We start from the raw sequence: 26,129 nt of genomic DNA, 5'->3' as shown, positions 1-26,129 counted from the left end.
CGTGCCGGGCAGCCGGCCGAGCAGGTCGGCGGCCTGCTCCCGGACGGCGGCGGCCCGATCGGTGAGCGCGGCTTCGAGGAAGGCTTCGTCGTCGGCGCGGACGTGCCCGGCGAGGACACCGAGGAAGTCGGCCCGGACGTCGGCGGGCTCGGTCTTCCAGGAGCTGGTGAGGGCCTCGCGGGCGACGTCGGGCTCCTGCGCGAGTTTCGCGGCGAGCCACCGGCGGCGCTGGGCGAGACTGCCGTACTGCCAGACGTTCCCGGACTCTTCGGGGGGCGCGGCGAGGAAGGCCCAGTCCGGGTTCCGCTGGCCGAGCCAGCCACCGAGGGGCCCGGCAACGGCGGCGAGCGGCCCTCGCAGGGCGGCCTTGGTGCGGGCGGCCTCGGCGAGCAGCGGCAGGGCTTCGGGTGGGACGCGGTAGTCGGTCGTCGCGACGATGCCGAGCCATTCCAGGAGCAGGTCGGGGTGGCTGGCGGCGAGGAGGCGGCCGAGCCGTTCCCGGGCGAGCGGAGGGACGAAGGGCCGTTCGTCTTCGGGCGCCACCGGGAGCGGCCGGACGTCACGCAGCGGCTGCCGCCCGGCCCGGCGGTAGGTGGCGACGACGGCCGCGGCGGCGAGGAGCTGCTCGGCCGGGTCGTGGCGCTCGCCGATCAGCTCCTGGACGGCCGGCGGCTGGGCGGCGGCGTCCAGGGTGCGCCGGCGGGTGCCGAGGAGGGCGGTACCGACGAGATCTTCCCAGGCTTTCACGGCTTCACCGCCTTTCGGGGTTTCGAGGACTGCGGAGGTCGTGCGGTGCGAGGTTCACAGCCGCACCGCCCGGCCCTGGTGCCAGCAGGTCAACGGCCGCAACCCCGCCTGGCTCCACTCGCCGGCCACGGTCAGCGGGCGGCCCGCCGACAGCGCCAGCAACGACCACGGGAACGCGTACGGCACCAGCGGCATCGCCGTTCCGTCCTGTTCGGACAGACACCAGCCGCCGGCGTGCTCGGCCGGGGTGACGCCCGACAGCAGCACCGGCCAGCGCTCCAGCCACGGGTCCGCCGCCATCGCCCGGGTGTGCGCGGCCAGTGCGTCCGAGACGGAACCGCCGTCGGCCGTCGGCGCCGGCAACGGGATTCCGCGCTCCGCCACCAGCGCCCGCAGTGGCGCCGCGCCGGGGTAGAACGCCAGCTCCGCCGTCAGCCGGTGGCCCGGTGGCAACGACGTGTCGAGCGGACGGCCCGGCGGCGCGAACGACAGCACCAGCGCGTCCCGGCCCGTGCCGAGGCCGCGCAACCACGTCCGGCGGGTGAGCAGGCGGTCGTTCTCCTCGTCCGCCGCGCCCGTGATCAGCCAATCGTCCGAGACGCGCTCGCCCTCGCCCAGCACCCGCGCCGTCTCCACCGAAAAGCCGAGGCGCGTGCGGACCGTCTCCGCCAACGCGGGTGGCAGCGACTCCAGGCGGGTGGCCGCGTCGGCGAGCAGGTACAGCTGGGACAGCTCGGCCAGCAGCGCCTCCGGCCAGTCCCGGCGGCCGACGATCGCCGCCGCCCGGCGCAGGCCGCTCGCGAGGCCGGACGCCTGCGCGTCGACCATCCGGGCCGCGACCGTGCGCAGTTCTTCGCCGCCGGTGCGCTCGAAGCCCGCGAAACCCGCGCCGATCCGGTCGGTGAGCCAGACCTTCAGCTCCGCGACGCCGCCTTCGACGCGCGCCGCCCGGTCGGAAGCGCGGCGGGCGGCCGCCTCCTCGTCCTTCGGGCCCGCCGTCTCCGCGCGTTTCTCCGCCCGCTTCGCGCGGTCGGCTCGCTCGGCCAGCCACGTGTGCACCCACTCGGGCGGTTCCGCGGCGTCGACGCGCCCGGCCGCCCAGAGCAGCAGCAGCCCGAGCGCGTGCTTGCACGGGAACTTCCGGCTGGGACAGGAACACCGGAACGCGGGCTCGGCGAGCTCGACGCACGTCTGGTACGGCTTCTTGCCGCTGCCCTGGCAGAAGCCCCACACGGCGTCTTCGGACGCACCCGCGCCCGACCACTTCGCCGGCGTGGCGAGCGCCCGGCCCGCCTTCTCCGATGCGGGATCCGGCGCCAGCCCGGCCACGCGTTCCGCGGTCCACGGCACCGCCGTCACCACCTGTCCCCCCACTGTGCTCCCTCGCTTTCCGGTACGAGCTGAAGCATGCCAGCACCCACCGACATTTTTCGGGGGGCTCGGGTGGCGGAGCCCCCGACCTGGGGCGAAGCCCCGGATGTCACCGACGATTTCCGGAAGCCGAGTATTCTAGTGCTAGAGTACGGCCGTGCTGACCGACGCGGAACTGACCGTGCTGGGCCTGGTGGCCGAGCGGCCGAGGCACGGCTACGAGCTGGACGAGGTCGTCTCCGAACGCGGCATGCGCGACTGGACGGCGCTCGGCTTCAGCTCGATCTACTACGTCCTGGGCAAACTGCGCGACCGCGGCCTGGTCGCCGAGGTCGCGGGGGAGCGCGCGCACGCGAAGGCCAAGAAGACGTTCACGATCACCGAAGCGGGCCGGAAGGCGTGCGCGGCCGCCGCCGAAGCCGCCATCGCCGAGCTGCGGCCGGTGCACCCGCCGGTGCTCGTCGGCCTGGCGAACAGCCCGGCCATCCCGCCCGGACGGCTCGCGGCGGCGCTGGCCCGGCGCGCGGAAGCGGTCGCCGAGCGGCTGGCCGAGGTGCGGCGCGCCGCCGCGGCCCAGGACCACGCCCCGCCGTTCGTCCGGGCGATCTTCGACTACTCCATTGCGCAACTCGAGGCGGAAGCCCGGTGGCTGGAAGGAATGACCTGATGCCGTACGACCTCAAGAAGGACCTCAAGCAGCTCTACGCGCCCAAGAACACCGGCTGGGAGCTGGTGGACGTTCCCGAACAGCAGTTCCTCGCGATCGACGGCCGCGGCAACCCGAACACGGCGGAGAGCTACAAGAAGGCCGTCGAAGCGCTCTACACCTTCGCGTACACGATCAAGATGGCGGCGAAGCAGCGTGGGGAGGACTTCGTCGTGGGCCCCTTGGAGGGCCTGTGGTGGGCGGAGGACTACGCCGCGTTCACCGTGCGCGCCAAGGATTCCTGGCAGTGGACCATGCTCATCGCGCAACCGGCGTGGATCGGGGAGGACGCCGTCGAGGACGCGCGGGAAACGGTGCGGCGCAAGAAGAAGCTCGAGGCGCCGGTCCGGTGGGAGAAGCTGCACGAGGGCCGCTGCGCGCAGGCGCTCCACGTCGGGTCGTACGACGACGAAGGCCCGCTGCTGGCCCGCCTGCACGACGAATACCTTGCCGAGCAGGGGCTCAAGCCGACCGGGTTGCACCACGAGGTGTACCTCGGCGACCCGCGGCGCGTCGAACCCGCGAAGCTCAGGACAGTGCTGCGGCAGCCGGTCGGCTGAGCTCAGTATTCGCTGGTCGCCGGCCAGGTGTCGTCGTGGAGGAGGCGCTTGAGGATCTTGCCCGTCGCGTTCCTCGGCAGGTCCGGCACGAAGTACACGTCGCGGGGGACCGCGAACCGGGCCAGGCGGTGGTGGATGTACTGGCGGATGTCCTCCGCGTGCAGCGATGCGCCCCGGCGCGGGACGACGTACGCCGCCAGGCGCTGGCCCCACTCCGCGTCCGCCACGCCGACCACCGCCGCGTCGTGGACGCCCGGCAGGGCCACCAGGGCCTCTTCCACCGGGCGGGGGAACACGTTCTCGCCGCCGGAGACGATCATCTCGTCGGCCCGGCCCGTGACGAACAGGCGGCCCGACGCGTCCAGGTAGCCGACGTCGCCGCTGGCCATCATGTCCGCCGCGCGGGCCGGGTCGGTGCCGCTCGTGTAGCCCTCGAACAGCATGTCGTTGCCGACGAAGATCTGGCCTTCGCCGCCCGGCGGCACCGGCTTGCGGTCCTCGTCCAGGATCGCCAGCCGCGTGCCGAGCGGGCAACGGCCGGCCGTCGTCGGTGCCGCGCGCAGGTCGGCCGGGTCGGCGATGCTCGCCCAGGACACCTCGGTCGAGCCGTAGAAGTTGTAGAGGACGTCGCCGAAGGTGTCCATGAACGACGTCACGAACGACCCGGACATCGCCGAGCCGCTGCTCGCCACGATCCGCAGCGACGACAGGTCGTAGCGCGCGCGGACCCGCTCGGGCAGGTCCATGATCCGCTGCAGCATGATCGGCACGGCGAACAGCGCGTCGCACTTCTGCTCGGCGATCGTCCGCAACGTCTCTTCGGCGTCGAACTTGCGGGTCAGCGCGAGCGACGCCCGCAGCGCCATGCCGATCTGCATCGCCGCGAGGCCCCAGGTGTGGAACAGCGGCGCCGCCACCAGCAGCCGGTCGCCGGAGCGCAGCGGGATCCGGTCGAGGATCGCCGCTGCGGTGCCCAGCCCCTTCGGCGTGGGACGGCGCGCGCCCTTCGGGGTCCCCGTGGTGCCGGAGGTGAGCACGATCAGCCGGCCCGGCCGCTCGACCGGCTTCGGGCGGTCGGCGGGCGCGGCGTGGATCAGCTCGTCGACGGTCGGGTAGCCGGCGTCGGCGTCCGGCCAGGTGCTGATCCGGGCGAAGTCGCCCGGCACGTTCGCGATGGTCTGCGCGAACTCGTCGTCGGCCAGCACGGCGGACGGCTCGTGCTCGGCGAGGACGTCCTTGACCGAGGCGGCGGACAGGCCGGTGTTGAGCAGGATGACGTCGGCGCCGAGCTTGCTGGCGGCGACGAACGACTCGATCATCGCGGAGTGGTTGCGGCACATCAGCGCGATCCGGTCGCGCTCGACGACGCCGAGTTCGCTCAGTGCGTTCGCGAGCCGGTCGCTGCGCTCCTGGACCTGGCGGAAGGTGCGGAAGCTGCGCTCGTCGTGCAGGGCGGGCTCGTCCGGGACGCGGGCCGCCGCGGCCTGGTAGCCGCCCGCCACCGTGGCGCCCCACTGCGCGAGGGAGTTCAGCTGGCGCGCCAGCTTGTCCGGCCGCCCGGCGCTGAGCACGCCGGCCCGCAGCAGGATGCTCGTGGTGCGCAGCTTGGTGGCCTTGTTGGTCTCGCCGTCGGTTTCGGGGTCGGCCGTCCCGGCCAGGTGCAGGTCGAGGCGACGGCCGAGGGCGCGGACGTCCTTCTTGATCGAGGAGACCAGATCCAGGTGCGACGGCGGCAGCATCATCCGCACGAACAGCTCGGTCTTGGCGCCGGCCAGTGGTCTCAGCTCCAGCGACACCCAGGTGCCCTCGTCGGGGACCCCGCACCACACGACGTGCTCGCCCGGCCGGTAGACGACGGCCTGCATCTGCGTCTCGAGCATCGGTCCCCGCTCGGGGACGATCCGGATCGCGCCCTTCGGGCCGCGCCCGCGCCCGGCCGGCTCCTGGATTTCGCACCAGCTGATCTCCGGCACGAACCTCGAGTACCACTCCGGCGATCCGACGATCTGCCACACCACGTCCGGCGGGTGCCCGACCACGGCACTCGCTTCGACCACATCGTCACGCATTGTCTGCCCTCACCGAAGTGTCACCGAACGCACGTTCAGGTCACGGAGGCATCACAGTAGCAGCAAACGGGTGATCAGGGATACTCCGAACGGCCAGATACCGGCCGGTAACGGACACTCGGAGTGTGTCCTCCGGGTGTCCATTGTAGACCGATTAACGGCGTTCACCAAGCATAGTGGGGATCGGGCCGTTCGACGTGATCGACGGGGAAGTCCGGAATTCCGGCAAGCTTCCCTGGTGAGGCGCGGAGGCCGGGTCCGGGCTTTTGCGACATTCGAGGCATAGCGGACGTCGGGTGCGCGGTCACGTTCCGTAGCGGGCGACCAGTTCCGCGCCGAGCCGGGCCAGCTCGGCCCGCACCGACTCCGGGCCTTCCACCTCGACCAGCGCGCCCCACCCCGCCAGCTCCTGCGCGATCATCACCGGCGCGGGCGCGGCGACCCGCGCCCGGACCCGCTCCCCGGGCAGCTCCGCGACCAGCTCGCAGTGGCGCCCGAACCGTCCCTGCAGCACCCGGAAGTGCCGGCGGTCGAGCACCACGTCCGCGCTGAGCGGGGACCGGCGCTTCTCCACCTCCTCGACGACCTCCTGCCACACCGTCGTCAGCTCCAGGTCCGACGGGCGGTCCGCGGGCTCGTCGGTGGCGGTGGCCGAGACGATCCGGTCGACGCGGAAGGTGCGGCGGCCCTTCGCCGTTCCCGCGACCAGGTACCAGACCTCGTCCTTGTCGACCAGGCCCCACGGGTCCACGAGCCGCTCCGACTTCTCGCGGCCGGCGTAGGTGAGGCGGACCCGGCGGCGGGCGATGACGGCGTCCCGCAGCAGCGAGACCATCGGCGGCCGTTCCTTCGGGCGCTCGCCCCAGCCGGCCTGGTCGACGACGATCGCGTCCGCCGCCGCCTCGGCGTCCGCGCGGAACGTGCCCGGCAGCGCACCCATCAGCTTCCGCAGGGCCGACTTGATCTCCGGCGCCCCGGCCGCGGCCGGGCCGGCCAGCAGGAAGAGCGCCTGCGCCTCGCGCGCGCTCAGGCCGGAGAGGTCGGTGCGCGCGCCGCCGACGAGCTGCCAGCCGCCGCCGCGGCCGGGCTGGGGGTAGACCGGCACACCGGCCGCCGAGAGGGCTTCGAGGTCGCGGCGGGCGGTGGCGACCGAGATCTCCAGCTCCGTCGCCAGCTCGGCGGCCGTGACGCGGCCGCGTGTCTGCATCAGCAGCAGGGTGGCCACGAGGCGGTCGGCGCGCATGGACGCAGTGTCGCACTCGGCCGGAGTGCCGCTGCTTTCCGGCGGACCTGACAATTAGTTGTCAGTACTCGGCCAACAGCGGAAACCGGGACGATGCCGGCCTAGGCTTGGCCGCCCGTGTGATCGCCAGGCACGGGGTATTCGCACGAACCGAAGGAAACCCGTGACGAACGACCCCCATTCCCGGCAGAGCGTCCACAACGGCGACGGGACGGTGTTCGCCAATCAAGGCGGCGACCAGACCGTATACATGGAGTCCGTCAAGGACCATCTCCAGAACGGCTTGATGGCGCTCAAAGGTCGCATGTACGCCAAGGCGGTCAGCGAGTTCGAAGAATTCCTCAGCGATGCCCGGAAAGTCGGCGCCCAGAAGATGCCGGAGGCGCAGCGGGACCTCGCCACCGGGCACTTCTGCGCGGCGCTGGCCATGCTGGACGGCCGCCCGCCCAACGACCGCTCGCCCGAGCAGATCGACCGCGTCGAAGCCCACATCGAGCAGGCCGTCGACTACGGCGACGTCGTGGTGACCCACCAGGCCAACGTGTTGTGGGCCCTGGTGAAGGACGACTACTACACGGCGATCGGCATGCCGCCCAGGCCGCCGGCGGCGGTGGACCTGGCCGCCAGCATCGGGCAGTTGCAGCCCGCGCAGCTCGAACCGCTGGTCACGCACGTGAAACGGGCGCAGGGCCGGACCTTCAAGGCCCTGCAGGCGCGAGCGGGCGAGCTCGGCATGGTCGCGGCGGCGGAACCCGAGCAGGCGCCGGTGGTCCGCGACTTCGACCCGGGCCGCGCGGACGCGGTCCGGCGCTACTTCGTGCGGACGCCGCGCCACCGCAGCGCGGCACCGGGGGCCACCGCGCTCACCGTCGCGGGGCTCTGCGTGGTCCTGGCCGCGGCGGCGCACAACGCCGGCAGCCTCGTGCTGCTCGTCATCGCCTACTTCGCCGGGAAGTGGGGCTGGCAGAAGCTGCAGCAGTACCGCACCTACCTGAAGCGGTACGCGGCCGCGGAACCCAAGCCGGGTGACGCGCAGATGGATGCCTGGCTGCAGCAGGACATCGCCGCGCTGCAGGCCAAGGCGAGCCGGCAGGTCCGGCTGGTGGCGACGACCAAGCACGAAGGCGGCGACCTCGTCTACCCGATCCAGGCCGTGGTCGGCGTGCAGTCGCCGTCCGGGCCGCTGGCGGACTCGTTGCGCGTCCGGCGCGGCGACGACCACCGGTGGCGGGCGAACCACTACGACGTGCTGATCCTGTTCCTGACCAACGACCTGATCAGCCTCTACCGGTGCGCCCTCGACTTCCACACCGGCGAGCCCGTCTACGAGCAGATCACCGAGTGGCACTACCGCGACATCGTGGGCGTCTCCACCGACCGGATCCCCATGCCCGCGTCGATCACCGCGCTGTTCCGGAAGGTCGACGAGCTGTTCGAGCACGACGTCGACGGCGGCGAGTACGAGAAGTACGCCGACATCCCCTACGCCCAGGAGTTCACCATCTCGATCGTGAACGGCCAGCGGGTCAATCTGAACACCGGCTTCGGCGAGACGCTCGGTGCCGACAACGAAATCGCCTGGCTGAACAACGAACGCGCGCTCGCGATCATCAAGAAGATGGTCCGGGCGCGGCACACCTCCGCGTAGCCCGGGGGGCCGGCCTGCCGGTGGCGCGCGCCACCGGCAGGCTGTCACATCGAGACGTTCTGGTCGCCGCCCTGGTTGACGATCGTGATGCCCCCGCGGGAAACGACGTTCTGGTCGAGGCCGCTCGCGGGCCGGGGACGGGTGCGCGGGGGCAGGTCGGGAATCCGCCCCGGGGCCGGCTTCACGTACGGCGCCTGGCCGGTCAGCACCCGGAGCAGGGATTCGCTGCCGAAGACCGTGAATTCGGTGACGAAGTAGTGGTCGGCCGTCTGCGGCTGCAGGAAGGCCGGGATTTCCGCCGGGGTGTGGCCCGGCAGGAGCACCGGCAGGAGCTTGCGCGTCCACGCCGGCCGGTCGCTGTGCAGTTTCTCGCGCAGCAGAGCGGCTTCCGACTGCAGGCCGCGATTGCTTTCCGCCGAAGCGTAGCCGTCCGCGACCTCGCGATACCTCGCCGAGGCGATGACAATGACGTAGTCGGCGTTTTCGATGCTGCCGATGGCCCACGCGTACCAGTCCTGGCGATGCTCCAGTTTCCACTGGTCCAGGGTCACGTCGATGCCGTTCCGTGTGAGGAACTCGCTGAACTCGAGCACTTGATCTTTGTGCTCGGCTGAATCATGCGTGTACGACACGAAGACCCGCACCGGGTCGGTTCTCGGCATGTCCGAACAATAGCATTTCCGGCGCAAAAGAATGGGCGGGAAGACCTTCGGCAAAAGTGCTCACTTGGTGAGCACTTTGACCGGCAGGATGGGGTCATACCGCTTGAGAGGAGCAGGACATGCTGCGAGGGATGGCCACCGTCACCTACTACGCCGAAGACCACGAAGCCGCGAAGGCCTGGTACACGGAGTTCCTGGGGATCGAGCCGTACTTCAACGTCCCCGGGTACTCGGAGTTCCGGATCGGCGACTACCAGCACGAACTCGGCATCATCGACCGCAGGTACGCCCCCTTCACGCACACCGAGCCGGGCGGCGAGATCGTCCGCTGGCACGTCGACGACCTCGAAGCGACGTTCGCGCGCCTCCTGGAGCTGGGCGCGAAGGAGTACGAGCCGATCATCGAACGCGGCCCCGGGTTCGTGACGGCGTCCGTCGTCGACCCGTTCGGCAACGTCCTCGGGATCATGACGAACGTGCACTACCTCGCCGTGCTGGCGGAACGTCCCTGAGCCGCTCGTCGCCGCATGTGTGCCGGCACCACTGGATCTTCCCGAGGTGTGGCCGCCGCACACATGGTTAGCGATCGGCGTCACGCTTACCGTTCCCGTCCATGACCAGCGATCTGGACGGGCGCACCGCCCTCGTCACCGGCGGTGCCGGCGGTATCGGCCTCGCCTGCGTCCGCGCCCTCGCCGCGGCCGGGGCCAAGGTGCACGTCGTCGACATCGACGAGCGGCGCACCGAAGCGGCCGCTTCCGAGGTCGGCGGCTGGGCGCACGTCGCCGACCTCACCGATCCCACGTCGATCGATGCGCTCCCCGCCGAAGTCGACGTCCTGGTCAACAACGCGGGGATCCAGCACGTCGCGCCCCTCGAAGACTTCCCGCCGGAGGTCTTCACCCGGATCCAGAGCCTGATGGTGACCGCCCCCTTCCTGCTCGTCCGGCACACGCTGCCGTCGATGTACGCCCGGGGCTGGGGCCGGATCGTCAACATGTCGAGCGTCCACGGGCTGCGCGCCTCCGCCTTCAAGGCCGCCTACGTCGCCGCCAAGCACGGCCTCGAAGGGCTCTCGAAGGTCGCCGCGTTGGAAGGCGCGGAACACGGTGTCACCAGCAACTGCGTGAACCCCGGGTACGTCCGCACCCCGCTTGTCGACGGGCAGATCGACGCCCAGGCCGCCGAGCACGACATCCCGCGCGAGGACGTCGTCGCCGAGGTGCTGCTCAAGCGGGCCGCGATCAAGAAGCTCATCGAACCCGAGGACGTCGCTTCCCTGGTGGTGTGGCTGTGCTCGCCGCACGCCGGTCACATCACCGGGGCCTCCATCCCGCTCGACGGCGGCTGGACCGCCGCCTAGGAACCCGCACAACCACAAGGAAGTGGAGCCCGCAGTGAGCCAACCCCACCGGTCGGCGATCGCCAAGATCGTCGGCGCGAGCCTGATCGGCACCACCATCGAGTGGTACGACTTCTTCCTCTACACCTCGGCCGCCGCCCTCGTCTTCAACAAGCTGTTCTTCCCGACGGCGAACCCGCTCACCGGCACGCTGCTGGCGTTCCTGACCTACGCCGTCGGCTTCCTGGCCCGCCCGGTCGGCGGGCTGGTCTTCGGCCACTTCGGCGACCGGCTCGGCCGGAAGAAGCTGCTGGTCGTCAGCCTGGTCCTGATGGGCGGCTCGACCTGCTTGATGGGTGTCCTGCCGACGTACGCCACCGCGGGCGTCGTGGCACCTCTGCTGCTCACGCTGCTCCGGCTCGTCCAGGGCTTCGCGCTCGGCGGCGAGTGGGGCGGCGCCGTCCTGATCGTCTCCGAACACGGTGACGACCGCCGCCGCGGGTTCTGGGCGAGCTGGCCGCAGTGCGGCGCGCCCGGCGGCAACCTGCTGGCCACGGCGGTCCTGGCGATCCTGTCCGCGACGCAGTCGGACGCGACGTTCATGTCCTGGGGCTGGCGCGTCCCGTTCCTGCTCTCGGGCGTGCTGCTGCTGATCGGCCTGTGGATCCGGCTGGCCGTCGCCGAGTCGCCGGTGTTCCTCGCCGCGCAGCGCCAGGCCGAGGTGCGGGCCGAAAAGCACGTCCCGGTCGTCGACGTCTTCCGCAACAGCTGGCGGCAGGTGCTGATCACCATCGGCGCGCGGATGGCCGAGAACGTCTCGTACTACGTGATCACCGCGTTCATCCTGGTGTACGTCACGACCGGGCTGCACCTGCCGAAGGGTGTCGGCCTGACCGCGGTGCTCATCGGCTCGGCCGTGCACTTCGTGACGATCCCGGTGTGGGGCGCGCTGTCGGACCGCGTCGGCCGCCGCCCGGTCTACCTGTTCGGCGCGATCGGGATGGCCTTGTGGGGCTTCGCGTTCTTCGCGCTGCTCGACACGAAGTCGTCGGCGGTGATCGTGCTGGCCGCCACCGTCGGGCTGGTGCTGCACGGGGCGATGTACGGCCCGCAGGCCGCGTTCTTCGCCGAGCAGTTCCCGACGCGGGTGCGCTACACCGGCCTGTCGGTCGGCGGGCAGCTGTCGTCGATCGCCGCCGGGGCCGTCGCCCCGCTGATCGCCGTCGCGCTGTTCTCGGCCTGGGGCAGCACCGTGCCGGTGTCGCTCTACGTCGCGGCGATGTGCCTGATCACGGTGATCGCGCTGCTCGCCGCCCGGGAAACCCGCGGCGAATCGCTGCACGACGACGTCGAGGCGGAGAAGGCGGTCGTTTCGCCCTAGCATGACGGCCGTGACCGCACCCTCGGACGCGCTGCGCCGGCTGCTCGACCTGCTCGCCTCCGGGGCGAGCACCGAGCAGCTGGCGCACGTCGTCGTGGCCGCCCGCGCGGAGGGCGCCCTCGACGCGGTCGACCTGGCCGCGCTGGCCAGCGCGGGCGAGCTGGCCCTGCGGATCCGCGAGACCCTGGCCGAACACCGGCGGCGGGAAGCCCAGCTCACCGCGCTGTTCGAGACCGCGAGCGAGCTCGCCGCACTGTCCGACCCGGACACCGTGCTGCGCTCGATCGTCCGGCGGGCACGGGCGCTGCTCGGTGTCGACGTCTCCTACCTGAGCCTCAACGACGAGGCCGAGGGCAAGACCTACATCCGGGTCAGCGACGGCTCGGTGTCGGCCGAGTTCCAGCAGATCGTGCTGGGCATGGGGGAGGGCCTCGGCGGGCTGGTCGCGCAGACCGCGCGGCCGTACGCGACGTCGGACTACTTCAACGACGACCGGTTCAAGCACACCCGCCACATCGACTCCGGCGTCGAAGACGAGGGCCTGACCGCCATCCTCGGCGTCCCGCTGGCCATCGGCCCGAAGGTGCTCGGCGTGCTGTTCGCCTCCGACCGCGCCGCGCGGGAGTTCTCCGCCGACGAAGTGGCGCTGCTGTCGTCGCTCGCCGACCACGCGGCGATCGCGCTGGACAGCGCGAACCTGCTCGACCAGACCCGCCGCGCGGTCGCCGAGCTCAACGAGGCCAACGCGACGAGGGAACGCGCCGAGGACGCGCACGACCGGCTGACCGACCTCGTGCTGCGCGGGGGTGACCTGCCGGACGTCGCCGACGCCGTCGCGGGCGTGCTGCACGGGAACCTCACGGTGTACGACGCCGACGGCACGCTCCTGGCGAGTTCGGCGGCGCCGGTGTCCCTCGACCCCGACGCGCTCGCCGCCGCCCGCACCACCGGGCGTGCGGTGTCCACAAAGGACAACTGGGTGTGCGCGGTGCAGGCGGGCCCCGAACTGCTCGGGAGCCTGGTGCTGGCCGGCCGCGCCGGGCTCAGCGACCCCGACCGGCGGCTGTTCGAACGCGCCGGCGTCGTGACGGCGCTGCTGCTGATGCTGCGGCGGTCGGTGGTGCGCGCCGAGGACGAGGTCCGCGGCGAGCTGCTGACCGACCTGCTCACCGCGCCCGGCCGCAATCCCCGGGCGCTGCTGGCCCGCGGCCGGCGGCTGGGCATCGACCTGTCGGCCCCGCACGCGGTGCTGGTCGCCCACGCGGACGGCGGTTCCCGGCGGCGCGTGGCGAGCGCGGCCGCCCGGCACGCGACGCTGGTCGGGGTGCACGCCGAAGAAGTCGTGCTGCTCGTGACCGGCGACCCGGACGAGCTGGCCCGCCGCGTCGCGGCCGACCTCGGCTCGGCCACCGGCCGTCCGGTCACGGTGGGCGCGGCGGGGCCGGCGGGCGGCCCGGCGGCGATCGCGGAGGCCCACGCCGAGGCGGCCCGCTGCGTCCGGGCGCTGCTGGCCCTGGGCCGCACGGGCGAGGGCGCGGCGATGGCCGGGCTGGGGTTCCTCGGCCAGCTCCTCGGCGACCGCGCGGACCTGGACGCGTTCGTCCGCCAGACGCTGGGGCCGGTGCTGGACTACGACGAGCGCCGCGGCACCGAGCTGGTCGCGACGCTGCGGGCCTACTTCGCGAACGGCTCGCAGCTGGCGCGGACGAAGGACGTGTTGCACGTCCACGTGAACACGGTCGTGCAGCGGCTGGAGCGGGTGGCGTCGCTGCTGGGGGAGGACTGGCAGGTACCGGATCGGGCGTTGGAGATCCAGCTGGCGTTGCGGTTGCACCGGCTCGCCGCGCCGCGGTGAGTTCTTCGATTTCTTCGAGAATGCCGCGGACCAGTACCGGTTGCGCCGCTCGGCAGCCCGGTGCGTCGACCGCCCGGGTCTAGCGGACCGCGGCTCGGCCAGGCACCGTGGAAGTCGTCGGATACCGCAAATGATGGGGGTTTCATGAAGGAATTCGAAAGCGCACTCGCGTCGGCGTTCGAGGTCGGCCCGGCCGCGGTGCCCGCGCTGGCGATCGACCAGCTCGACGGCCGGACGGGTACCGGGGCCGGCCCGGTGCCGATCTGCTACACCTGGGTGGCGGATCCGGTTCGCCCCTCGGTCAGCCCCTGTCGGTGATCGAATCCGGGAATGCCGGATGAACGCGGGGAAACCGCCCGACCAGCCCTGTCGGACCGCTCGGCGAACGGGCACGGTGGACGGTGACGTCCACCGGAACCGAGGGGGTTTCCGTGCGTGAATTCCAGCGTGCACTGACCGCCGTGTTCGAGGCCGCGCCGCCCGCGGTGCTCGACCTGAGGATCGACCGGCTCGACGGCCCGTCCCGTTCCGGGCCGGTACGGCCTCGTGTCGCCGCCGTCCGCGCCGAGCCGGTACTCGCGTGCGTCATGACCTTCCGCGCCGAGCCGGTCCGGTTGTGCCTGGCCGAGCGGGCCGGGGTGAACATGTGCCTGGCCGTGGCCGCCGGGTGAGCGAACCGTCCCCGCCCGTCGTCGGGTTCAAGCGGCACCTCCGTGCCGAGGTGGTGCCCGGCGACGCGGTCTACGTGCTCTCCGAGGACGGTGCGACAGCGCTGCGCGGGCCGCACCTGGAGTCCCTGGTTCCGTTGCTGGACGGCACCAGGGACTTCGCGGCGCTGCGCCGGGACCTGCCCGCCGACGTCCCCGCCGCGGAGGCGTCCGGGGTGCTGACCCGGCTCGCCGAAGCCGGGCTGATCGGCCTGCGCCCGGCGGCTTCCGCGCCCGAACTGGCCTATTGGGACGCCGTGGGCGCCGAACCGGCGCACGGCCGGGTCGCGCTGATCGGCGGGGATCCCGCGGCGGCCGGTGCCCTGCGCTCGGCCGGGCTCACCGTGGCCGATGACGAAGCCGACCTTTCCGTCGTGCTGTGTCACGACTACCTCGGTGCGCACCTGTCCGAAGTGGACGCCGAACACCGCGCGTCCGGACGTCCGTGGCTGCTCGCCAAACCCCTGGGGGCGCGGGTGTGGCTCGGCCCGTTCTTCACCCCCGGCGACGGCCCGTGCTGGCACTGCCTCGCTGCCCGGCTGTGGGGCAACCGGGCCGCCGAGGCGCATGTCCGGGACGCGCTCGGCCGGTCCGGTCCGTTGCCACGCCAGGAGGTCACGCTCGCTCCGCTGACCGCCGTCGCGCTCAACCTGGTCGCGCTCGAGGCGGCGAAGTGGCTGGCCGGGCAGCGCTACCCGGGCCAGCGTGCCCTGTGGACGTTCGACAGCCGCGACCTGACCGGCGAACGGCACGAGGTGCGCGCCCGGCCGCAGTGCCCGTCGTGCGGGAACCCGGAGCTGGTGCGCGAACGGACGCGCCGGCCGGTGGTGTTCGCATCCCGGCCGAAGTCGCGCACCGACGGCGGCGGCCACCGCGCGCTGCCGCCGGAGCGGGTGCTCGACACCTACCGGCACCTGGTCAGCCCGCTGACCGGGGTGGTCAAGGAGCTGAGCCGTGACACCCGCGGCCCGGCCCTGTTCGCCTCGTTCCGCTCCGGGCCGAACATCGCGCTGGGCCGGCGTGGTGCCGAACGGCTGACCACGGCGTTGCGCAGCCAGAACGGCGGCAAGGGCGTCACCCCGATCCAGGCCGAGGTCGGCGCGCTCTGCGAAGCTCTAGAACGGCACAGCGGCCACCACGACGGCGACGAAGAACGGGTGCGGGCCAGCTTCCGCGCGCTGGGCGACAAGGCGGTGCACCCCGGCACGTGCCAGCTCTTCCACGAACGCCAGTTCGCCGACCGGGCGCGCACCAACGCGGAGCACGGGCCGTTCCAGCACGTCGTCGAGCCGTTCGACGAAGACGCCGAACTGGACTGGACGCCGGTGTGGTCGCTCACCCGCGGCGAACACCGGCTGTTCCCGACCGCCCTGCTGTACTTCGGCGCGCCCGGGCCGGCGTCCGTGCTCGCCGACTCGAACGGCAACGCCGCGGGCGGCACCCTGGAAGACGCCACGCTCCAGGGCATGCTCGAGGTCGTGGAACGCGACGCCGTCGCGCTGTGGTGGTACAACCGCACCCGGCAGCCACCGGTCGACCTGGACGCGTTCGGCGACCCCTGGATCGCCGAGCTGCGCGAGGCCTACGCGGGCCTGGGCCGCGAGGTCTGGGTCCTCGACCTGACCGCCGACCTCGGCGTGCCCGTGCTGGCCGCGGTCTCCCGGCACACCGGCGGGCCGCGCGAGGCGATCATGCTGGGGTTCGGCGCGCACCTCGACCCGGCCGTCGCCGTCCGGCGTGCGCTGACCGAGCTGAACCAGATGATGCCCGCGCTCCTCGACGGGTGGGACGGCGGTGACGACCCGGACGCGGCGCGGTGGCTGCGGGACGCGACCGTCGCGAACCAGCCGTACCTCCGGCCGGACCCCGCCCTCGGCCCGGCCCGCTTCGAGGACGCCTCCTCGCCGGACCTGCTGGCGGACGTGCGGCTGGTGCAGGCCAGGCTCGAAGCCGCCGGGCTCGAGGTGTTCGTGCTCGACCAGACGCGGCCCGACATCGGGCTGCCCGTGGTCAAGGTGATCGTCCCGGGCCTGCGCGGGTTCTGGGGGCGGTTCGCGCCCGGCCGGCTCTACGACGTGCCGGTGCGGCTCGGCCGCCTGGCCGAGCCGACCGCCTACGAAGACCTCAACCCGATGCGGATCTTCCTCTAGCACTGACTGTCTTGCGGAGCCCTGGATCAGCACTGCCCGTCGGCGAGGACCCAGTACCCCGGGGATGTCTCCCGCAGTGCGTGCACGGTGAAGGTGTTCCACAGCCCCATGGCCTGGTTCGAACCGTTCGCGTACGTCTGCCCGGCGCTCTGATGCGCGCGGCCGGCCTGCGTGTGGGCGTAGTTGCTCGCACTCACGCAGGTACCGGCCTGAGCGGTGGTGGTGGTCGGCGGCGCGGCCGTCGTCGTGGTCCCGGATCCCTGGTCCAGCCCGAAGAACACGCCGGTGTGGTAGCTGGAGCAGATCCCGGCGAGGAAGTACGCGCCGGTGCTGCCGCACTGCGTCGGGCCGGTGCCCGGGTCGACCGCGGTGCCGTGCCCCATCCCGGCGATCGAATACAACCGCACCTTGTCGGCGTAGGTGGTCAGCGTCGTGCCGCCGGGCAGGGACTGCGTGCTCGTCGGGGTCTGGGAGATGCCGTGCACCGCCGTCCACTGGTCGCGCAGCTCGGTGCCGTTGACCGGGTAGACGGTGTAGTCGCCGGTGCCCTGCCAGATCGCCACCCGCGGCCACGGCCCGCCGTAGCCGGGGTACTGCGCCTTGACCTTCGCCGCCCACTGCGCCGGGGTCAGGTGCTGGTCGTTCTGCTGGCAGCTCGACGCCTGCGTGATGCTGGTGGCGCACTGCGCGGGCAGGCCGGCGTTGATGCCGCCCGCGGCGAAGACGTCGGGGTAGGCGGCGAGCAGGTCGGCCGCCATCCCGCCGCCGGCCGACAAGCCGGTCACGAAGACGCGCGAGGTGTCCGAGCCGTGGTCGGCGACCGCCTTGTCCACCATGGACTTGATCGACGCCGCTTCGCCCTGCCCGCGCGTGTCGTCGGCGGGATCGAACCAGGTGAAGCACTTCAGCGAGTTGTTCGCCGTGGACGTCTGCGGGAACACGACCTCGAACCGCCACCGGTCGGCCAGCTCGGGCCAGCCCGAATGGGCGTAGTAATCGGCGGCGCTCTGCGTGCAGCCGTGCAGCGCGACGACCACCGGACGGCCGCTCCCGAGCCCGGCGGGGGTGTAGGTGTACATCGCCAGGTTGCCGGGGTTGGCCCCGAAGGACGGCACCTGGACGAGGGACGACGGCGGCGGATCGGCGGCGGCCACCCCGACGGTGGCGAGCACGGCGGCGGTGATCGCGGCGAGTCCGGCGAAAGCGAGCTTGCGCATGGTGGGTTCCTTCTCGTCGTTGAGAGGGGCTCCAGCGACGCTAAGGCGGCCGTGCGGCGGGAGACCATGTGGCCGTCCACCACATCGGCTCGTCCGTTCATGGTGGCCGGCGGGATGGCTCCGGCGTGCCGCACGCGGTTGGGTTCGGGTATCGCGACGAGGCGGAGGTGGACCGTGCGGGGTTGGCTGGCTTTGGTTCTGGCGGGCGCGCTGGCGGCGGCGGTGCCCGCGCCGGCGTCGGCTTCGGCCGGGCGCTGCGCCGTCGAGGTACCCGGCGCCGAGCTGTCCGTGGCCGGGTGCCTGGACGACCTGACGACGACCGGCACACTCGCGTCCGGGCACACCGTCGAGGCGGACTGGGCCGGGCTGACGTCGGCGGGGCTGCCCACCTTCGGCGCGGTGCCCGGTGTCCAGGTCGACGGGTACTTCCCGGACTCCTCGACGTCGAACACCAACCACGGCTGGAACCACGACGCCCAGTTCGTGCTCCGGCTGCCGGAGCGGTGGAACGGCGGCCTGGTCGTCTCCGGCTCGCCCGGCGTCCGGCGCCAGTACGCGAACGACCGCGCGATCGGCGACCAGGCGCTCGCGGAGGGCTACGCGTTCGCCGCGACCGACAAGGGCAACACCGGCGCGGCGTTCTACACCGACGGCGTCCGGCCGGGCGATGCGCTCGCCGAGTGGAACTCGCGCGTCACGCAGCTGACGCTGGCCGCCCGGTCCGCGGCGGCCCGGCACTACGGCCGTCCGGTGACGAAGACGCTCGCGGCCGGGCTGTCCAACGGCGGGTACCTCGTGCGGTGGCAGCTGGAGAACCGGCCGTGGCTCTACGACGGCGGCGTCGACTGGGAAGGGACGCTGTGGCGGGCCGACGGGCCGAACCTGCTGACGTTCCTGCCGCCGGCGCTGCGCGCGTACCCGGCGTACGCCGCGGGGTCGGCGGCCGCCCACCAGTCCATTTTGGACGCCGGGTTCGCGCCGGGGTCGGAGTTCCTGTGGGACTACCACCACCGCGTCTACTGGGACCTGACCCAGCGGATCTACCGCGAAGAGGTCGACCCGGCCTTCGACGGCTCGATCGAGGCCGGCACCCCGTTCTGCGCCAGTGGGACGCCTGCCTGTGACGCCGACTACGCGTATGCGTCCCGGCCGCGGTCGGTGGCGCGGGCGGTCGAGCGGATCTCGCTGACCGGGCGGATCGGCAAGCCGCTGCTGACGCTGCACGGAACGCTCGACACGCTGCTGCCGATCACGCGCGACTCCGACGTCTACGACCGGATGATCCGCGATTCGCAGCGAGGAGCGCTGCACCGCTACTACCGCGTCGAAGGCGGCAACCACGTCGACGGGCTCGTCGACGCCTTCCCGGACCGGCTGCGCCCGCTGGGCCCGTGCTTCCGGACGGCGTTCGACGCGCTCGGCGGGTGGCTGCACGGCGTGCGCCCGCCGGCCTCGGCGACGATCGCCCGCCCCGCCGGGGCGACCCCGGCGGAGCTGGCGAAGTCGTGCGACCTGGTCAGTCGCCCTTGATGAGGTGGTTGGCCAGGTCCGGGCTGAACGTGCCGGCCGGGACGCCCGAGCCGTAGCCGCAGCTGCCGTCGGAGTCACCGGGGACCTTGATCCACAGCTGCATCTCCGGGCCGCCGCCGAGCTGCGACGTGGCGCCGAGCTTGCGCTTCGGCGGGTTGCACCACTCGGTGTCCGTGCCGTGGCCGTTGCCGTTGCGGCTGGTGTCGACCACGAACGGCGCCGCGTAGCCCAGTGCCGCGTCGACGGCCTTGCCGTAGGTCGTCGACTCGGCCGTCGTGTAGAAGTTGGACACGTTCAGCACGAACCCGTGGATGGACTGCACGCCGACCGACTTCAGCCGCGAGGCCATCGTCGCGGCCGGGATCCAGGTGGCGTTGCCGCCGTCCAGGTACGCCCACGTGTTCGGTGCCTTCTGCGCGAACTGCGTCGAGGCGAACTTCAGCAGGTCGATCCGCGTCTGGCGGGCGTCGCCGGGCAGGCAGTCGAGCTGGGCGAGCGCGTCCGGCTCGATGATCACGATCGCCGGCTTGCCGCCGATGCCGTCGGCGAACGCGGAGATCCAGTCGCGGTAGGCCTGCGGGCTGCCGGCGCCGCCGGTCGACTCCCCGCCGCAGTCGCGGCCGGGGATGTTGTAGGCGACCAGGACAGGCAGCTTGTCGGCGACGTCGGCGGCGTAGGTGTAGGAGTCGACCGCCGCGCGGATGTCGCCACTCCAGTTGCCGAACCAGCGGGCGCCGGGCTTGGTCGCGATCGACGTCCGAATCGAGCCGGCGCGGCTGTCGCCGGGGTGGTCGCGGACCCACACCGCCGGGTTCGAGGCCGGGTCGACGTAGAAGCCGTTCGTCTTCTCGAGCGGGTTGCCGTCCGCGGCGAGGGCGGGGGACGTGGGGGCGAGCCCGGTGAGCGCCAGCGTGGCGGCCACGAGCCAGGTCTGGATGCGCATTTCCGCAGTTTGCCGCGGCGGCGTACACGAATCGTACAAAAATGTGGTGAACCGGATCGAACCAGCGTCCGTACTACTGGGTGAGGGGCGCGGTCTAGTCGGGGCGAAAACCGCGCCGAGCTGCAGTTTTACCGTCCGGACGGTCGACCCCGTTCGGCCGCTTGCGGGAGCGTCGACCGTCATTCATGATGGGCTTCGGGGTCCGCGAAAATTCGTCGAAGTCGAATATCCAGGTGTCGGCCATGCTGCGGAAGAACCGTCCGTCCGGAAGTGAACGTCATGCTCCTACCTGTGCCCGGGGCCGCCTGATGGCCGTCGACCTGCCGGGTCTCGCGATCGTCGCCGGGGTGCTGCTGCCGGCCTTCGCCGCGGCGGCCTGGGCGATCAGCCTGGAACGCCGGCGGCCGCGCCGTCCCCTGGCCGCCGCCGACCCGGAGCCGGACTTCACCGTGGCCGGGATCCAGTCACGCCTCCGCCGCGAGCTGATCACCCGGCGGCTGGCCGAGGCGGGCACGGTGGCCCTGCCGACGTTCCCGATCCCCGCGCAGACCCGCCGCGAACCCAGCATGGCCAGGCTGCCGTCCCGGGTGGCGGGGGTCCTCCCGCCGCCGCGCCCGGCGACCGCGGGGGCCCTGGCGCCGCAGTTCGCCTTCGCGGCCCCGGACACGGACCTCATGCGCCGCATCCTCGACGGGCTCCGCAAGCTGGACTAGCCGCGGCCGCAGGTGCCGGCGATCACGGGCCCAGGGCCGCCGGCGACTCGGCGTCCGGGATCAGCAGCCGGGGCGGGCCCGAGCCGTCGGCCGGGACCGACCAGACGTCCGCGTGACCCGGGCCGCGGGGCAGGCCGTAGCCGATCGTGTGGTCGTCGAGCCAGGCGGGCTGGTCGTCGACGCTGCGGGTGTCCGCCAGCGGGGTCGCCTTCGAGGTCGCCAGGTCGAGCACCGAGAGCCGCCAGCCGTGCGCCGGGTCGCCGTCCACGGCGGACTTGAACGCCACCCGCGTCCCGTCCGGGGACAGCGACGGGCACTCGACGTTCTCCCGCAGCGTGCGGATCGTGTGCGCGGCGAAGTCGCCCGCGACCAGGTAGCGGCGGCCGGCCGTCGACATCGTCGCGTAGAAGTGGCGGTCGTCGCGGGTGAACGTCACGCCCCAGAAGTTGAGGTCGGCCGCCTGGTAGGGCTTGCCGTCGAGGCTCACCGCGTAGTCCTCCAGCGTGCCCGCGAGGTCGCCGGTCGCCGTGTCGAGGATGCCGGCGCGGGTGGAGAACAGGCCGCCGTTGTAGGAGTCGCCGGTGACGAACACCGTCCACGCGAGCATCCGGCCGCTCGCCGACACCCGCGCCCGGTTCGGCAGCCCGACCAGCGGGATCTCCCGCCGCACCGCCAGCCCCGCGTCCAGCACGGCCAGCTGGTAGGTGGTCAGGTCGCCGTCCTGGCGCAGGCAGAGCCCGGTGCCGCCGGCGGCGTACACCCGCGCGCACGACAGCGGCGACACCGTCCGCGGGCCGCCGGGGTCGGTGGCGGACACCGTGGCGACGTGCCCCCGGTCGGCGTCGGCGGTGCTGCGGAACAGCAGCCGCGGGCCGGGGGCGAGGCTGACCGCGCCGGTCGCCGTGACGTCGTGGTTGCGTGCGCTCGCGAACCCGACGTACGCGACCGCCGCTCCGGCGAGCACGAGCACGCCGACGACCGCGATGAGGATCCGGGTTTTCACGCCGGCGCCTTCCGCGGGGAGAGCACCGCGAACGTCACGGCGATCGCGACCACGGCCCCGCCCGCGGCGACGGCGATCGCGAGGTCCGCGCCCCAGAACTGCCACGCGAGTCCGAACAGGACGGACGAGGCGAAGTAGGCCAGCGCTTGCGCGGTCTGGACCAGCGAGATCCCCGTGGTGCGCAACGACTCCGGCAGCAGCGGGCCGGCGAGCGCCATCAGCACGCCGTCGGTCGCCGCGTAGAAGGCGCCGTACAACGCGAGCGAGAGCGCGAACAGCAGCCAGCCGGACACCGGACCGGCCAGCAGCAGGTAGACCAGCGCGAGTGCGCCGTACCCGCCGAGCACCACCGGCAGCCGCCCGACCCGGTCGGCGAGCGCGCCCAGCGGCGCGGCGAGCAGCAGGTAGCTGAGGTTCGTGCCGACGGCGAGCAGCGGGAACCAGCCGGTGGCGATGTCCTCCTTGTGCTGCAGCAGCAGGTAGACGAACCCGTCGCCGACCGTGGCCAGCCCGAGCACGCACGCGGCCACCAGCAGCCGCCGCACGCCGCTGCCGCGCAGCAACGCGGCCGCCGCCCGCGGCGAGACCGGCGTCGCGGCGGCTTTCGGCGTCCGGCGGTCGCGGACGAACAGCACCAGCAGGAGCACCCCGATCGCGGCGATGCAGAAGCTGACGACGAACACGGCGTCGAAGGCTTCGGGGTCGGTCGCCCCGACGGCGGCCAGCACCGCGAGCGCGACCAGCGGCCCGGCGAACGCACCCACGCTGTCCATCGCGCGATGCACGCCGAAGGCCCGCCCGAGCAGCGGTTCGGGTGCCGACAGCGTGATCAGCGCGTCCCGCGGGGCCGTCCGCAGGCCCTTGCCGGTGCGGTCGAGCGTGATCACCGCGCCGATCGCGGCCGCCGACGCTCCCGCGGCGAGCAGGCCCAGCTTCGCCACCGCGGACAGCGCGTAGCCGGCGCCGGCCACGACCTTGCGCCGCCGGACCCGGTCGGCGACGTACCCGCCGGCGATCCGCAGCAACGCCGTCGCGCCGGTGTAGAGGCCGTCGAACAGGCCGTACGTGGCGGGGCTCAGGTGCAGGCCCAGGACCAGGTACACCGGCAGGACCGCGGTGACCATCTCCGAGGAGACGTCGGTGACGAGGCTGACGGCACCCAGCGCGAAGACGTTCGCGCCGACCGCCGAGAGCTTGCCCTTCGCGGCGTGCTCTCGGCGGCCGATGGTGGCGAGGTACACGCGGTTACTGCCAGACGTCGAGGATCGGCGACTTGCTCGCGGCGTTGCCGATGCCGGGCAGGCCGTAGGCCGCCTCGATCGTGCGCAGCACGGTGTAGTGGTTGATCGATTCGCTGTAGCTGCCGACCTTGACGTTCGCGCCGGTGAAGGTCGTGAAGATCTGATTGACCGACGTGCCGCTGTCCTCGTCGAACGTGGTGATCAGCAGGCTGTTGTGCGTCTTGGCCCACTGGGCGTAGGCGTCGAGGTTCTTCTTCAGCCAGGTGTCGCCGGTGCCGACGGAACAGTCGTGCATGTCGTTGCACATGTCGGGCGTGACGAACGAAACGGTCGGCAGCTGGGTGAAGTCGGACGGGAAGCCCGAGAACCGGAGGTTGCTCGCGGCGGGGACGTTCGAGAAGTCGACCCAGCTGTTGTGCTTGCGGCGGTAGGTGCCGCTCGAGCAGCCGGTGTAGCCGTCCGACGGCATGGCTTCGGAGTAGCCCTTGAAGGTCTTGCCCGCGTCGATCAGCTGACGGCCGAGGTTGGCCTTCGCGCCGAGGCTGGCGGGGCAGCTGTCGTCGGTGACGCCCTGTGTCGCGCCGGAGAAGAGGGCGACGTAGTTGGGCTGGCTCGGGTGGGTGATCGCGAAGGAGTTCGTGAACTTCGCGCTCTGCGAGGCGAGGGTGTTGAAGTAGGGCGCGCTGGAACTGCCGTTGATCGAGGAGTACTTCTTGTTCTCGAACATGACGAGGACGATGTGGTCGAACGCCGGCACGGCCGCGGCGGTCGGCCGGACGGCGGCGGACTCTCCGGTGACGGCGGCCGCGGTGACGGCACCGGCGGTGACCAGGGTGGCCGCGGCGAGCGCGGCGAAGATCCGCTTGCGGATCATGGGTCCTCCAGCACTGAGGGGGTGGGCGCCTCATGGTGCCCACGGCAGGGGACCGGTTCGTGAGGTGCTGTGGTCCGGTTCGTGAACACCAGGAAACCTCCGGCGGACAACGGAAAGAGTGGGTGAATGGCTTTCCGGTGTCAACCTCCTTTGGTTGGTGCGTCAGGGCTTTGACAGGTCGCTCCCAGCTCGTTCAAAGGAACGGCGCCGACACTCGGTGCCATGGAACCCACCACCCCGGCCGGACCCGCCCGCCGCGAGCAAGGACGCCGCAAGGCCGCGCTGGCCACGGCGGCCGCCGCGGTACTGGGCGCGGCGGCCGCCGGCGCCATCGGCTTCGGCTTGTCGACGGCCTCGGCTGACCCGGACTCCACCTCGGATTCGACCTCGACCACCACCGACACGTCGCAGGACCGGCTGCAGGCGCCCGACAGCGGCTTGAGCAGCGGATCCGGCCAGGCGCACACCGGTTCGGGGGCGTCGTGACCACAGCGTTCCCGGCCCTGGGCACGACGGCCGAGCTGATCGTGACCGATCCCACCCGCCTGGGGGATGCGGTCGCGGTGCTGCGGGAGGAGCTGGCGGCGATCGATGCGGCCTGCAGCCGCTTCCGGGTGGACTCGGAGATCTCCCGGCTGCACGCGGCGGCGGGCCACCAGGTCCGCGTGGGGCCGGTGCTGGCGGAGGCGCTGGCGGTGGCGTTGCGGGCGGCCCGGCTGACCGGAGGATTGGTCGACCCGACGGTGGGGGCGGCGGTGCGGGCCCTGGGCTACGACCGTGATTTCGCTTTGGTTGCCGGTGAGCGGCACGCGGGTGGGATCGGTGTTGCCGGTGAGCGGCACCCGGATGCGATCGGCGTTGCCGGTGATCGGCACCCTGGCGGGATCGGCGTTGCCGGTGATCGGCACCCTGGCGGGATCGGCGTTGCCGGTGATCGGCACACCGCAACCGTTCCCGCGCCCGGCTGGCACCGGATCCTCTTCGACCCCGTCCACCGGCTCGTCGTCCTCCCGCGGGGCGTGCACCTCGACCTCGGCGCGACCGCCAAGGCCCTCGCCGCCGACCGGGCCGCCCGGCGGATCCACGCCACGCTCGGCTGCGGAGCGCTCGTGAACCTCGGCGGCGATCTGCGCGCCGCCGGGCCCCCGCCCGCCGGCGGCTGGCAGATCGCGCTCGGCGACGACCACGCGACCGCCGTCACCCGGCCGGCCGCCACCGTCGCCCTCCACCGGGACGGTGCGCTCGCCACCTCCGGCACCGCGCGGCGGCGCTGGCGCCACGGCGGGCGGACCGTGCACCACATCGTCGACCCGCGCACCGGTGATCTCCCCGAAGCCCGCTGGCGCACCGTCACCGTCGCCGCGAAGTCCACTGTGGATGCCAACACCGCGAGCACCGCGGCGATCGTCCTGGGTGGCGAGGCACCCGGCTGGCTCGAGCGGCGGAACCTGCCCGCACGGCTGGCCGGCGTCGACGGCGACGTCGTCACGACGCCCGGCTGGCCCGCGGAACGGGAAGCGGCATGAGCTCCGCGGTGTGGTACTTCAGCCGCGCGACCGGGCTCGTTTCGCTGGTGCTCTGCACCGGCGTCGTCGTCCTCGGCGCGCTCGGCGCCGGGCGGTTCGCCACCCGCGGCTGGCCGCGGTTCGCCGTCGCCGCCGTGCACCGGAACCTCGCGCTGACCAGCCTGGCGTTCCTCGCGGTGCACATCGCGTCGGCGGTCCTCGACGGCTACGTCCCGCTCGGCTGGCTCGACGTCGTCGTCCCGTTCGGCGCGGGGTACCAGCCGCTGTGGGTCGGGCTCGGCGCCGTCGCGGTCGATCTGCTGCTCGCGATCGTCGTCACCAGCCTCGTGCGCACCCGGCTGCCGGCGCGGGCCTGGCGCGCCGTGCACTGGCTGGCCTACCTGTGCTGGCCGGTCGCGCTGGTGCACGGCTTCGGCATGGCCGAAGACGACGCCGCCTACGGCTGGATCGTCGCGCTGGACGTCCTGTGCGTGCTGGCTGTGCTCGCCTCCGCCGGCTACCGCGCCACGCACGCCCGCAAGTTCGCTGCCCTGGGAGGCACCCGATGAGCATCCTGCCCTCGCACCGGCTCGACCTGGCCGGTCACCGGCGCCGCAACGGCGTCCTGCCCTGGGTCGCCTACCACGGCGACGACGGCCGCG

At 72.5% G+C, this 26,129-nt stretch carries 25 protein-coding genes; 15 read left to right on the top strand and 10 right to left on the bottom strand.

Translation table 11 applies throughout. The features are described from left to right. Both CCN39_RS38705 and CCN39_RS38700 read right to left on the bottom strand, forming a co-directional pair. On the bottom strand, window positions 1-747 hold a 747-nt coding region (locus CCN39_RS38705), incomplete at its 3' end, for a DUF5691 domain-containing protein (protein ID WP_244211188.1). 54 nt (window positions 748-801) lie between these two features. Beyond that, window positions 802-2,121: an SWIM zinc finger family protein gene (locus CCN39_RS38700; protein ID WP_244211187.1), complete on the bottom strand. Its 1,320-nt coding sequence runs from the start codon at window positions 2,119-2,121 to the stop codon at window positions 802-804. 154 nt (window positions 2,122-2,275) lie between these two features. On the opposite strand from CCN39_RS38700, the gene CCN39_RS38695 reads away from it, so the two are divergent. Further along, window positions 2,276-2,785, top strand: coding sequence for a PadR family transcriptional regulator (locus CCN39_RS38695; protein ID WP_086850839.1), 510 nt, complete (start codon window positions 2,276-2,278; stop codon window positions 2,783-2,785). Further along, window positions 2,785-3,384 carry a GyrI-like domain-containing protein gene (locus tag CCN39_RS38690; protein ID WP_086850837.1) on the top strand — a complete coding sequence of 200 codons (600 nt, stop codon included), beginning with the start codon at window positions 2,785-2,787 and terminating at the stop codon, window positions 3,382-3,384. The genes CCN39_RS38695 and CCN39_RS38690 overlap by 1 nt, the downstream gene beginning before the upstream one ends. 2 nt (window positions 3,385-3,386) lie before the next feature. Here CCN39_RS38690 and CCN39_RS38685 read toward each other — a convergent pair whose 3' ends face one another. Next, window positions 3,387-5,453 carry an AMP-binding protein gene (locus CCN39_RS38685; RefSeq protein WP_086850835.1) on the bottom strand — a complete coding sequence of 689 codons (2,067 nt, stop codon included), beginning with the start codon at window positions 5,451-5,453 and terminating at the stop codon, window positions 3,387-3,389. Window positions 5,454-5,757: 304 nt separating this feature from the next. After that, window positions 5,758-6,696: a helix-turn-helix transcriptional regulator gene (locus CCN39_RS38680; RefSeq protein ID WP_086850833.1), complete on the bottom strand. Its 939-nt coding sequence runs from the start codon at window positions 6,694-6,696 to the stop codon at window positions 5,758-5,760. A 163-nt stretch (window positions 6,697-6,859) separates the two neighbouring features. Between CCN39_RS38680 and CCN39_RS38675 the strand changes: the two genes are divergently transcribed. Next, window positions 6,860-8,344: a hypothetical protein gene (locus tag CCN39_RS38675; RefSeq protein ID WP_086850831.1), complete on the top strand. Its 1,485-nt coding sequence runs from the start codon at window positions 6,860-6,862 to the stop codon at window positions 8,342-8,344. Between the two features lie 44 nt (window positions 8,345-8,388). Here the strand turns inward: CCN39_RS38675 and CCN39_RS38670 are convergent, their stop codons facing one another. Beyond that, the gene (locus CCN39_RS38670; protein ID WP_208630582.1) at window positions 8,389-9,060 is read right to left on the bottom strand and encodes a toll/interleukin-1 receptor domain-containing protein; all 672 of its coding nucleotides are present in this window, start codon (window positions 9,058-9,060) and stop codon (window positions 8,389-8,391) included. A gap of 65 nt (window positions 9,061-9,125) precedes the next feature. Here CCN39_RS38670 and CCN39_RS38665 point away from each other — a divergent pair, with 65 nt between their 5' ends. The 7 genes from CCN39_RS38665 (at window position 9,126) to CCN39_RS38640 (ending at window position 16,441) form a co-directional block, all read left to right on the top strand. Further along, the gene (locus tag CCN39_RS38665; protein WP_086850827.1) at window positions 9,126-9,518 is read left to right on the top strand and encodes a VOC family protein; all 393 of its coding nucleotides are present in this window, start codon (window positions 9,126-9,128) and stop codon (window positions 9,516-9,518) included. Between the two features lie 101 nt (window positions 9,519-9,619). Then, window positions 9,620-10,369: a 3-hydroxybutyrate dehydrogenase gene (locus tag CCN39_RS38660; RefSeq protein WP_086850825.1), complete on the top strand. Its 750-nt coding sequence runs from the start codon at window positions 9,620-9,622 to the stop codon at window positions 10,367-10,369. Between the two features lie 34 nt (window positions 10,370-10,403). Then, entirely contained in the window at window positions 10,404-11,729 is a 1,326-nt protein-coding gene (locus CCN39_RS38655) for an MFS transporter (protein ID WP_086850823.1), read from the top strand. 1 nt (window position 11,730) lies between these two features. Then, window positions 11,731-13,584: a helix-turn-helix domain-containing protein gene (locus CCN39_RS38650; RefSeq protein ID WP_086850821.1), complete on the top strand. Its 1,854-nt coding sequence runs from the start codon at window positions 11,731-11,733 to the stop codon at window positions 13,582-13,584. Between the two features lie 144 nt (window positions 13,585-13,728). Continuing rightward, complete coding sequence (locus tag CCN39_RS50375; RefSeq protein ID WP_158104584.1) at window positions 13,729-13,902, top strand: hypothetical protein; 174 nt, start codon at window positions 13,729-13,731, stop codon at window positions 13,900-13,902. Between the two features lie 113 nt (window positions 13,903-14,015). Then, a complete protein-coding gene (locus CCN39_RS38645; RefSeq protein ID WP_086850844.1) occupies window positions 14,016-14,255 on the top strand; it encodes a hypothetical protein in 240 nt (79 codons plus the stop codon). Continuing rightward, window positions 14,252-16,441, top strand: a complete 2,190-nt coding sequence (locus tag CCN39_RS38640; protein ID WP_086850819.1) for a TOMM precursor leader peptide-binding protein — start codon at window positions 14,252-14,254, stop codon at window positions 16,439-16,441. The genes CCN39_RS38645 and CCN39_RS38640 overlap by 4 nt, the downstream gene beginning before the upstream one ends. Window positions 16,442-16,467: 26 nt before the next feature. On the opposite strand, the gene CCN39_RS38635 is transcribed toward CCN39_RS38640, so the two are convergent. Next, window positions 16,468-17,658 (bottom strand): extracellular catalytic domain type 1 short-chain-length polyhydroxyalkanoate depolymerase, encoded by a 1,191-nt coding sequence (locus tag CCN39_RS38635; RefSeq protein ID WP_086850817.1) that lies wholly within the window; start codon window positions 17,656-17,658, stop codon window positions 16,468-16,470. A gap of 192 nt (window positions 17,659-17,850) precedes the next feature. Here CCN39_RS38635 and CCN39_RS38630 point away from each other — a divergent pair, with 192 nt between their 5' ends. Beyond that, on the top strand, window positions 17,851-19,188 hold the full coding sequence (locus CCN39_RS38630; RefSeq protein WP_086850815.1) for a 3-hydroxybutyrate oligomer hydrolase family protein: 1,338 nt from the start codon (window positions 17,851-17,853) through the stop codon (window positions 19,186-19,188). Here CCN39_RS38630 and CCN39_RS38625 read toward each other — a convergent pair. Continuing rightward, window positions 19,175-20,131 carry a glycoside hydrolase family 6 protein gene (locus CCN39_RS38625; protein ID WP_086850813.1) on the bottom strand — a complete coding sequence of 319 codons (957 nt, stop codon included), beginning with the start codon at window positions 20,129-20,131 and terminating at the stop codon, window positions 19,175-19,177. The two genes, CCN39_RS38630 and CCN39_RS38625, sit on opposite strands and share 14 nt — an antisense overlap. 308 nt (window positions 20,132-20,439) lie before the next feature. Here CCN39_RS38625 and CCN39_RS38620 point away from each other — a divergent pair, with 308 nt between their 5' ends. After that, entirely contained in the window at window positions 20,440-20,844 is a 405-nt protein-coding gene (locus CCN39_RS38620; RefSeq protein ID WP_086850811.1) for a hypothetical protein, read from the top strand. A 22-nt stretch (window positions 20,845-20,866) separates the two neighbouring features. Here the strand turns inward: CCN39_RS38620 and CCN39_RS38615 are convergent, their stop codons facing one another. Genes CCN39_RS38615 through CCN39_RS38605 form a run of 3 tightly spaced genes read right to left on the bottom strand, consistent with a single transcriptional unit; the run spans window position 20,867 to window position 23,962 of the window. After that, window positions 20,867-21,847: a TolB-like translocation protein gene (locus CCN39_RS38615; protein WP_086850809.1), complete on the bottom strand. Its 981-nt coding sequence runs from the start codon at window positions 21,845-21,847 to the stop codon at window positions 20,867-20,869. Continuing rightward, window positions 21,844-23,088, bottom strand: coding sequence for an MFS transporter (locus CCN39_RS38610; RefSeq protein ID WP_167455307.1), 1,245 nt, complete (start codon window positions 23,086-23,088; stop codon window positions 21,844-21,846). Before CCN39_RS38610 ends, CCN39_RS38615 begins: the two co-directional genes overlap by 4 nt. 4 nt (window positions 23,089-23,092) lie before the next feature. After that, window positions 23,093-23,962, bottom strand: a complete 870-nt coding sequence (locus tag CCN39_RS38605) for an alkaline phosphatase family protein (RefSeq protein WP_086850807.1) — start codon at window positions 23,960-23,962, stop codon at window positions 23,093-23,095. Between the two features lie 222 nt (window positions 23,963-24,184). On the opposite strand from CCN39_RS38605, the gene CCN39_RS38600 reads away from it, so the two are divergent. From CCN39_RS38600 to CCN39_RS38590, 3 genes are read left to right on the top strand one after another with little or no spacing between them, the layout of a single operon-like run. Then, window positions 24,185-24,448 carry a hypothetical protein gene (locus CCN39_RS38600; protein ID WP_086850805.1) on the top strand — a complete coding sequence of 88 codons (264 nt, stop codon included), beginning with the start codon at window positions 24,185-24,187 and terminating at the stop codon, window positions 24,446-24,448. Then, the gene (locus tag CCN39_RS38595; protein ID WP_086850803.1) at window positions 24,445-25,488 is read left to right on the top strand and encodes an FAD:protein FMN transferase; all 1,044 of its coding nucleotides are present in this window, start codon (window positions 24,445-24,447) and stop codon (window positions 25,486-25,488) included. Before CCN39_RS38600 ends, CCN39_RS38595 begins: the two co-directional genes overlap by 4 nt. Then, on the top strand, window positions 25,485-26,036 hold the full coding sequence (locus tag CCN39_RS38590; RefSeq protein WP_086850801.1) for a ferric reductase-like transmembrane domain-containing protein: 552 nt from the start codon (window positions 25,485-25,487) through the stop codon (window positions 26,034-26,036). Before CCN39_RS38595 ends, CCN39_RS38590 begins: the two co-directional genes overlap by 4 nt. Window positions 26,037-26,129 lie beyond the last annotated feature (93 nt).

The sequence above is a fragment of the Amycolatopsis kentuckyensis genome, assembly GCF_002155975.1.
GTDB classification, from domain to species: domain Bacteria; phylum Actinomycetota; class Actinomycetes; order Mycobacteriales; family Pseudonocardiaceae; genus Amycolatopsis; species Amycolatopsis kentuckyensis.
The sequence above is the reverse complement of the archived record's forward strand: the minus strand, read 5'-3'. Positions and strand labels throughout refer to the sequence as shown.

What these genes read in the sequence shown, in the direction of transcription:
- CCN39_RS38690 (WP_086850837.1), top strand. Translation starts at nt 2,785, where the DNA reads ATGCCGTACGACCTCAAGAAGGACCTCAAGCAGCTCTACGCGCCCAAG.
- CCN39_RS38685 (WP_086850835.1), bottom strand. Translation starts at nt 5,453, where the DNA reads ATGCGTGACGATGTGGTCGAAGCGAGTGCCGTGGTCGGGCACCCGCCG.
- CCN39_RS38680 (WP_086850833.1), bottom strand. Translation starts at nt 6,696, where the DNA reads ATGCGCGCCGACCGCCTCGTGGCCACCCTGCTGCTGATGCAGACACGC.
- CCN39_RS38665 (WP_086850827.1), top strand. Translation starts at nt 9,126, where the DNA reads ATGCTGCGAGGGATGGCCACCGTCACCTACTACGCCGAAGACCACGAA.
- CCN39_RS38660 (WP_086850825.1), top strand. Translation starts at nt 9,620, where the DNA reads ATGACCAGCGATCTGGACGGGCGCACCGCCCTCGTCACCGGCGGTGCC.
- CCN39_RS38650 (WP_086850821.1), top strand. Translation starts at nt 11,731, where the DNA reads ATGACGGCCGTGACCGCACCCTCGGACGCGCTGCGCCGGCTGCTCGAC.
- CCN39_RS50375 (WP_158104584.1), top strand. Translation starts at nt 13,729, where the DNA reads ATGAAGGAATTCGAAAGCGCACTCGCGTCGGCGTTCGAGGTCGGCCCG.
- CCN39_RS38635 (WP_086850817.1), bottom strand. Translation starts at nt 17,658, where the DNA reads ATGCGCAAGCTCGCTTTCGCCGGACTCGCCGCGATCACCGCCGCCGTG.
- CCN39_RS38625 (WP_086850813.1), bottom strand. Translation starts at nt 20,131, where the DNA reads ATGCGCATCCAGACCTGGCTCGTGGCCGCCACGCTGGCGCTCACCGGG.
- CCN39_RS38620 (WP_086850811.1), top strand. Translation starts at nt 20,440, where the DNA reads ATGGCCGTCGACCTGCCGGGTCTCGCGATCGTCGCCGGGGTGCTGCTG.
- CCN39_RS38605 (WP_086850807.1), bottom strand. Translation starts at nt 23,962, where the DNA reads ATGATCCGCAAGCGGATCTTCGCCGCGCTCGCCGCGGCCACCCTGGTC.
- CCN39_RS38600 (WP_086850805.1), top strand. Translation starts at nt 24,185, where the DNA reads ATGGAACCCACCACCCCGGCCGGACCCGCCCGCCGCGAGCAAGGACGC.
- CCN39_RS38590 (WP_086850801.1), top strand. Translation starts at nt 25,485, where the DNA reads ATGAGCTCCGCGGTGTGGTACTTCAGCCGCGCGACCGGGCTCGTTTCG.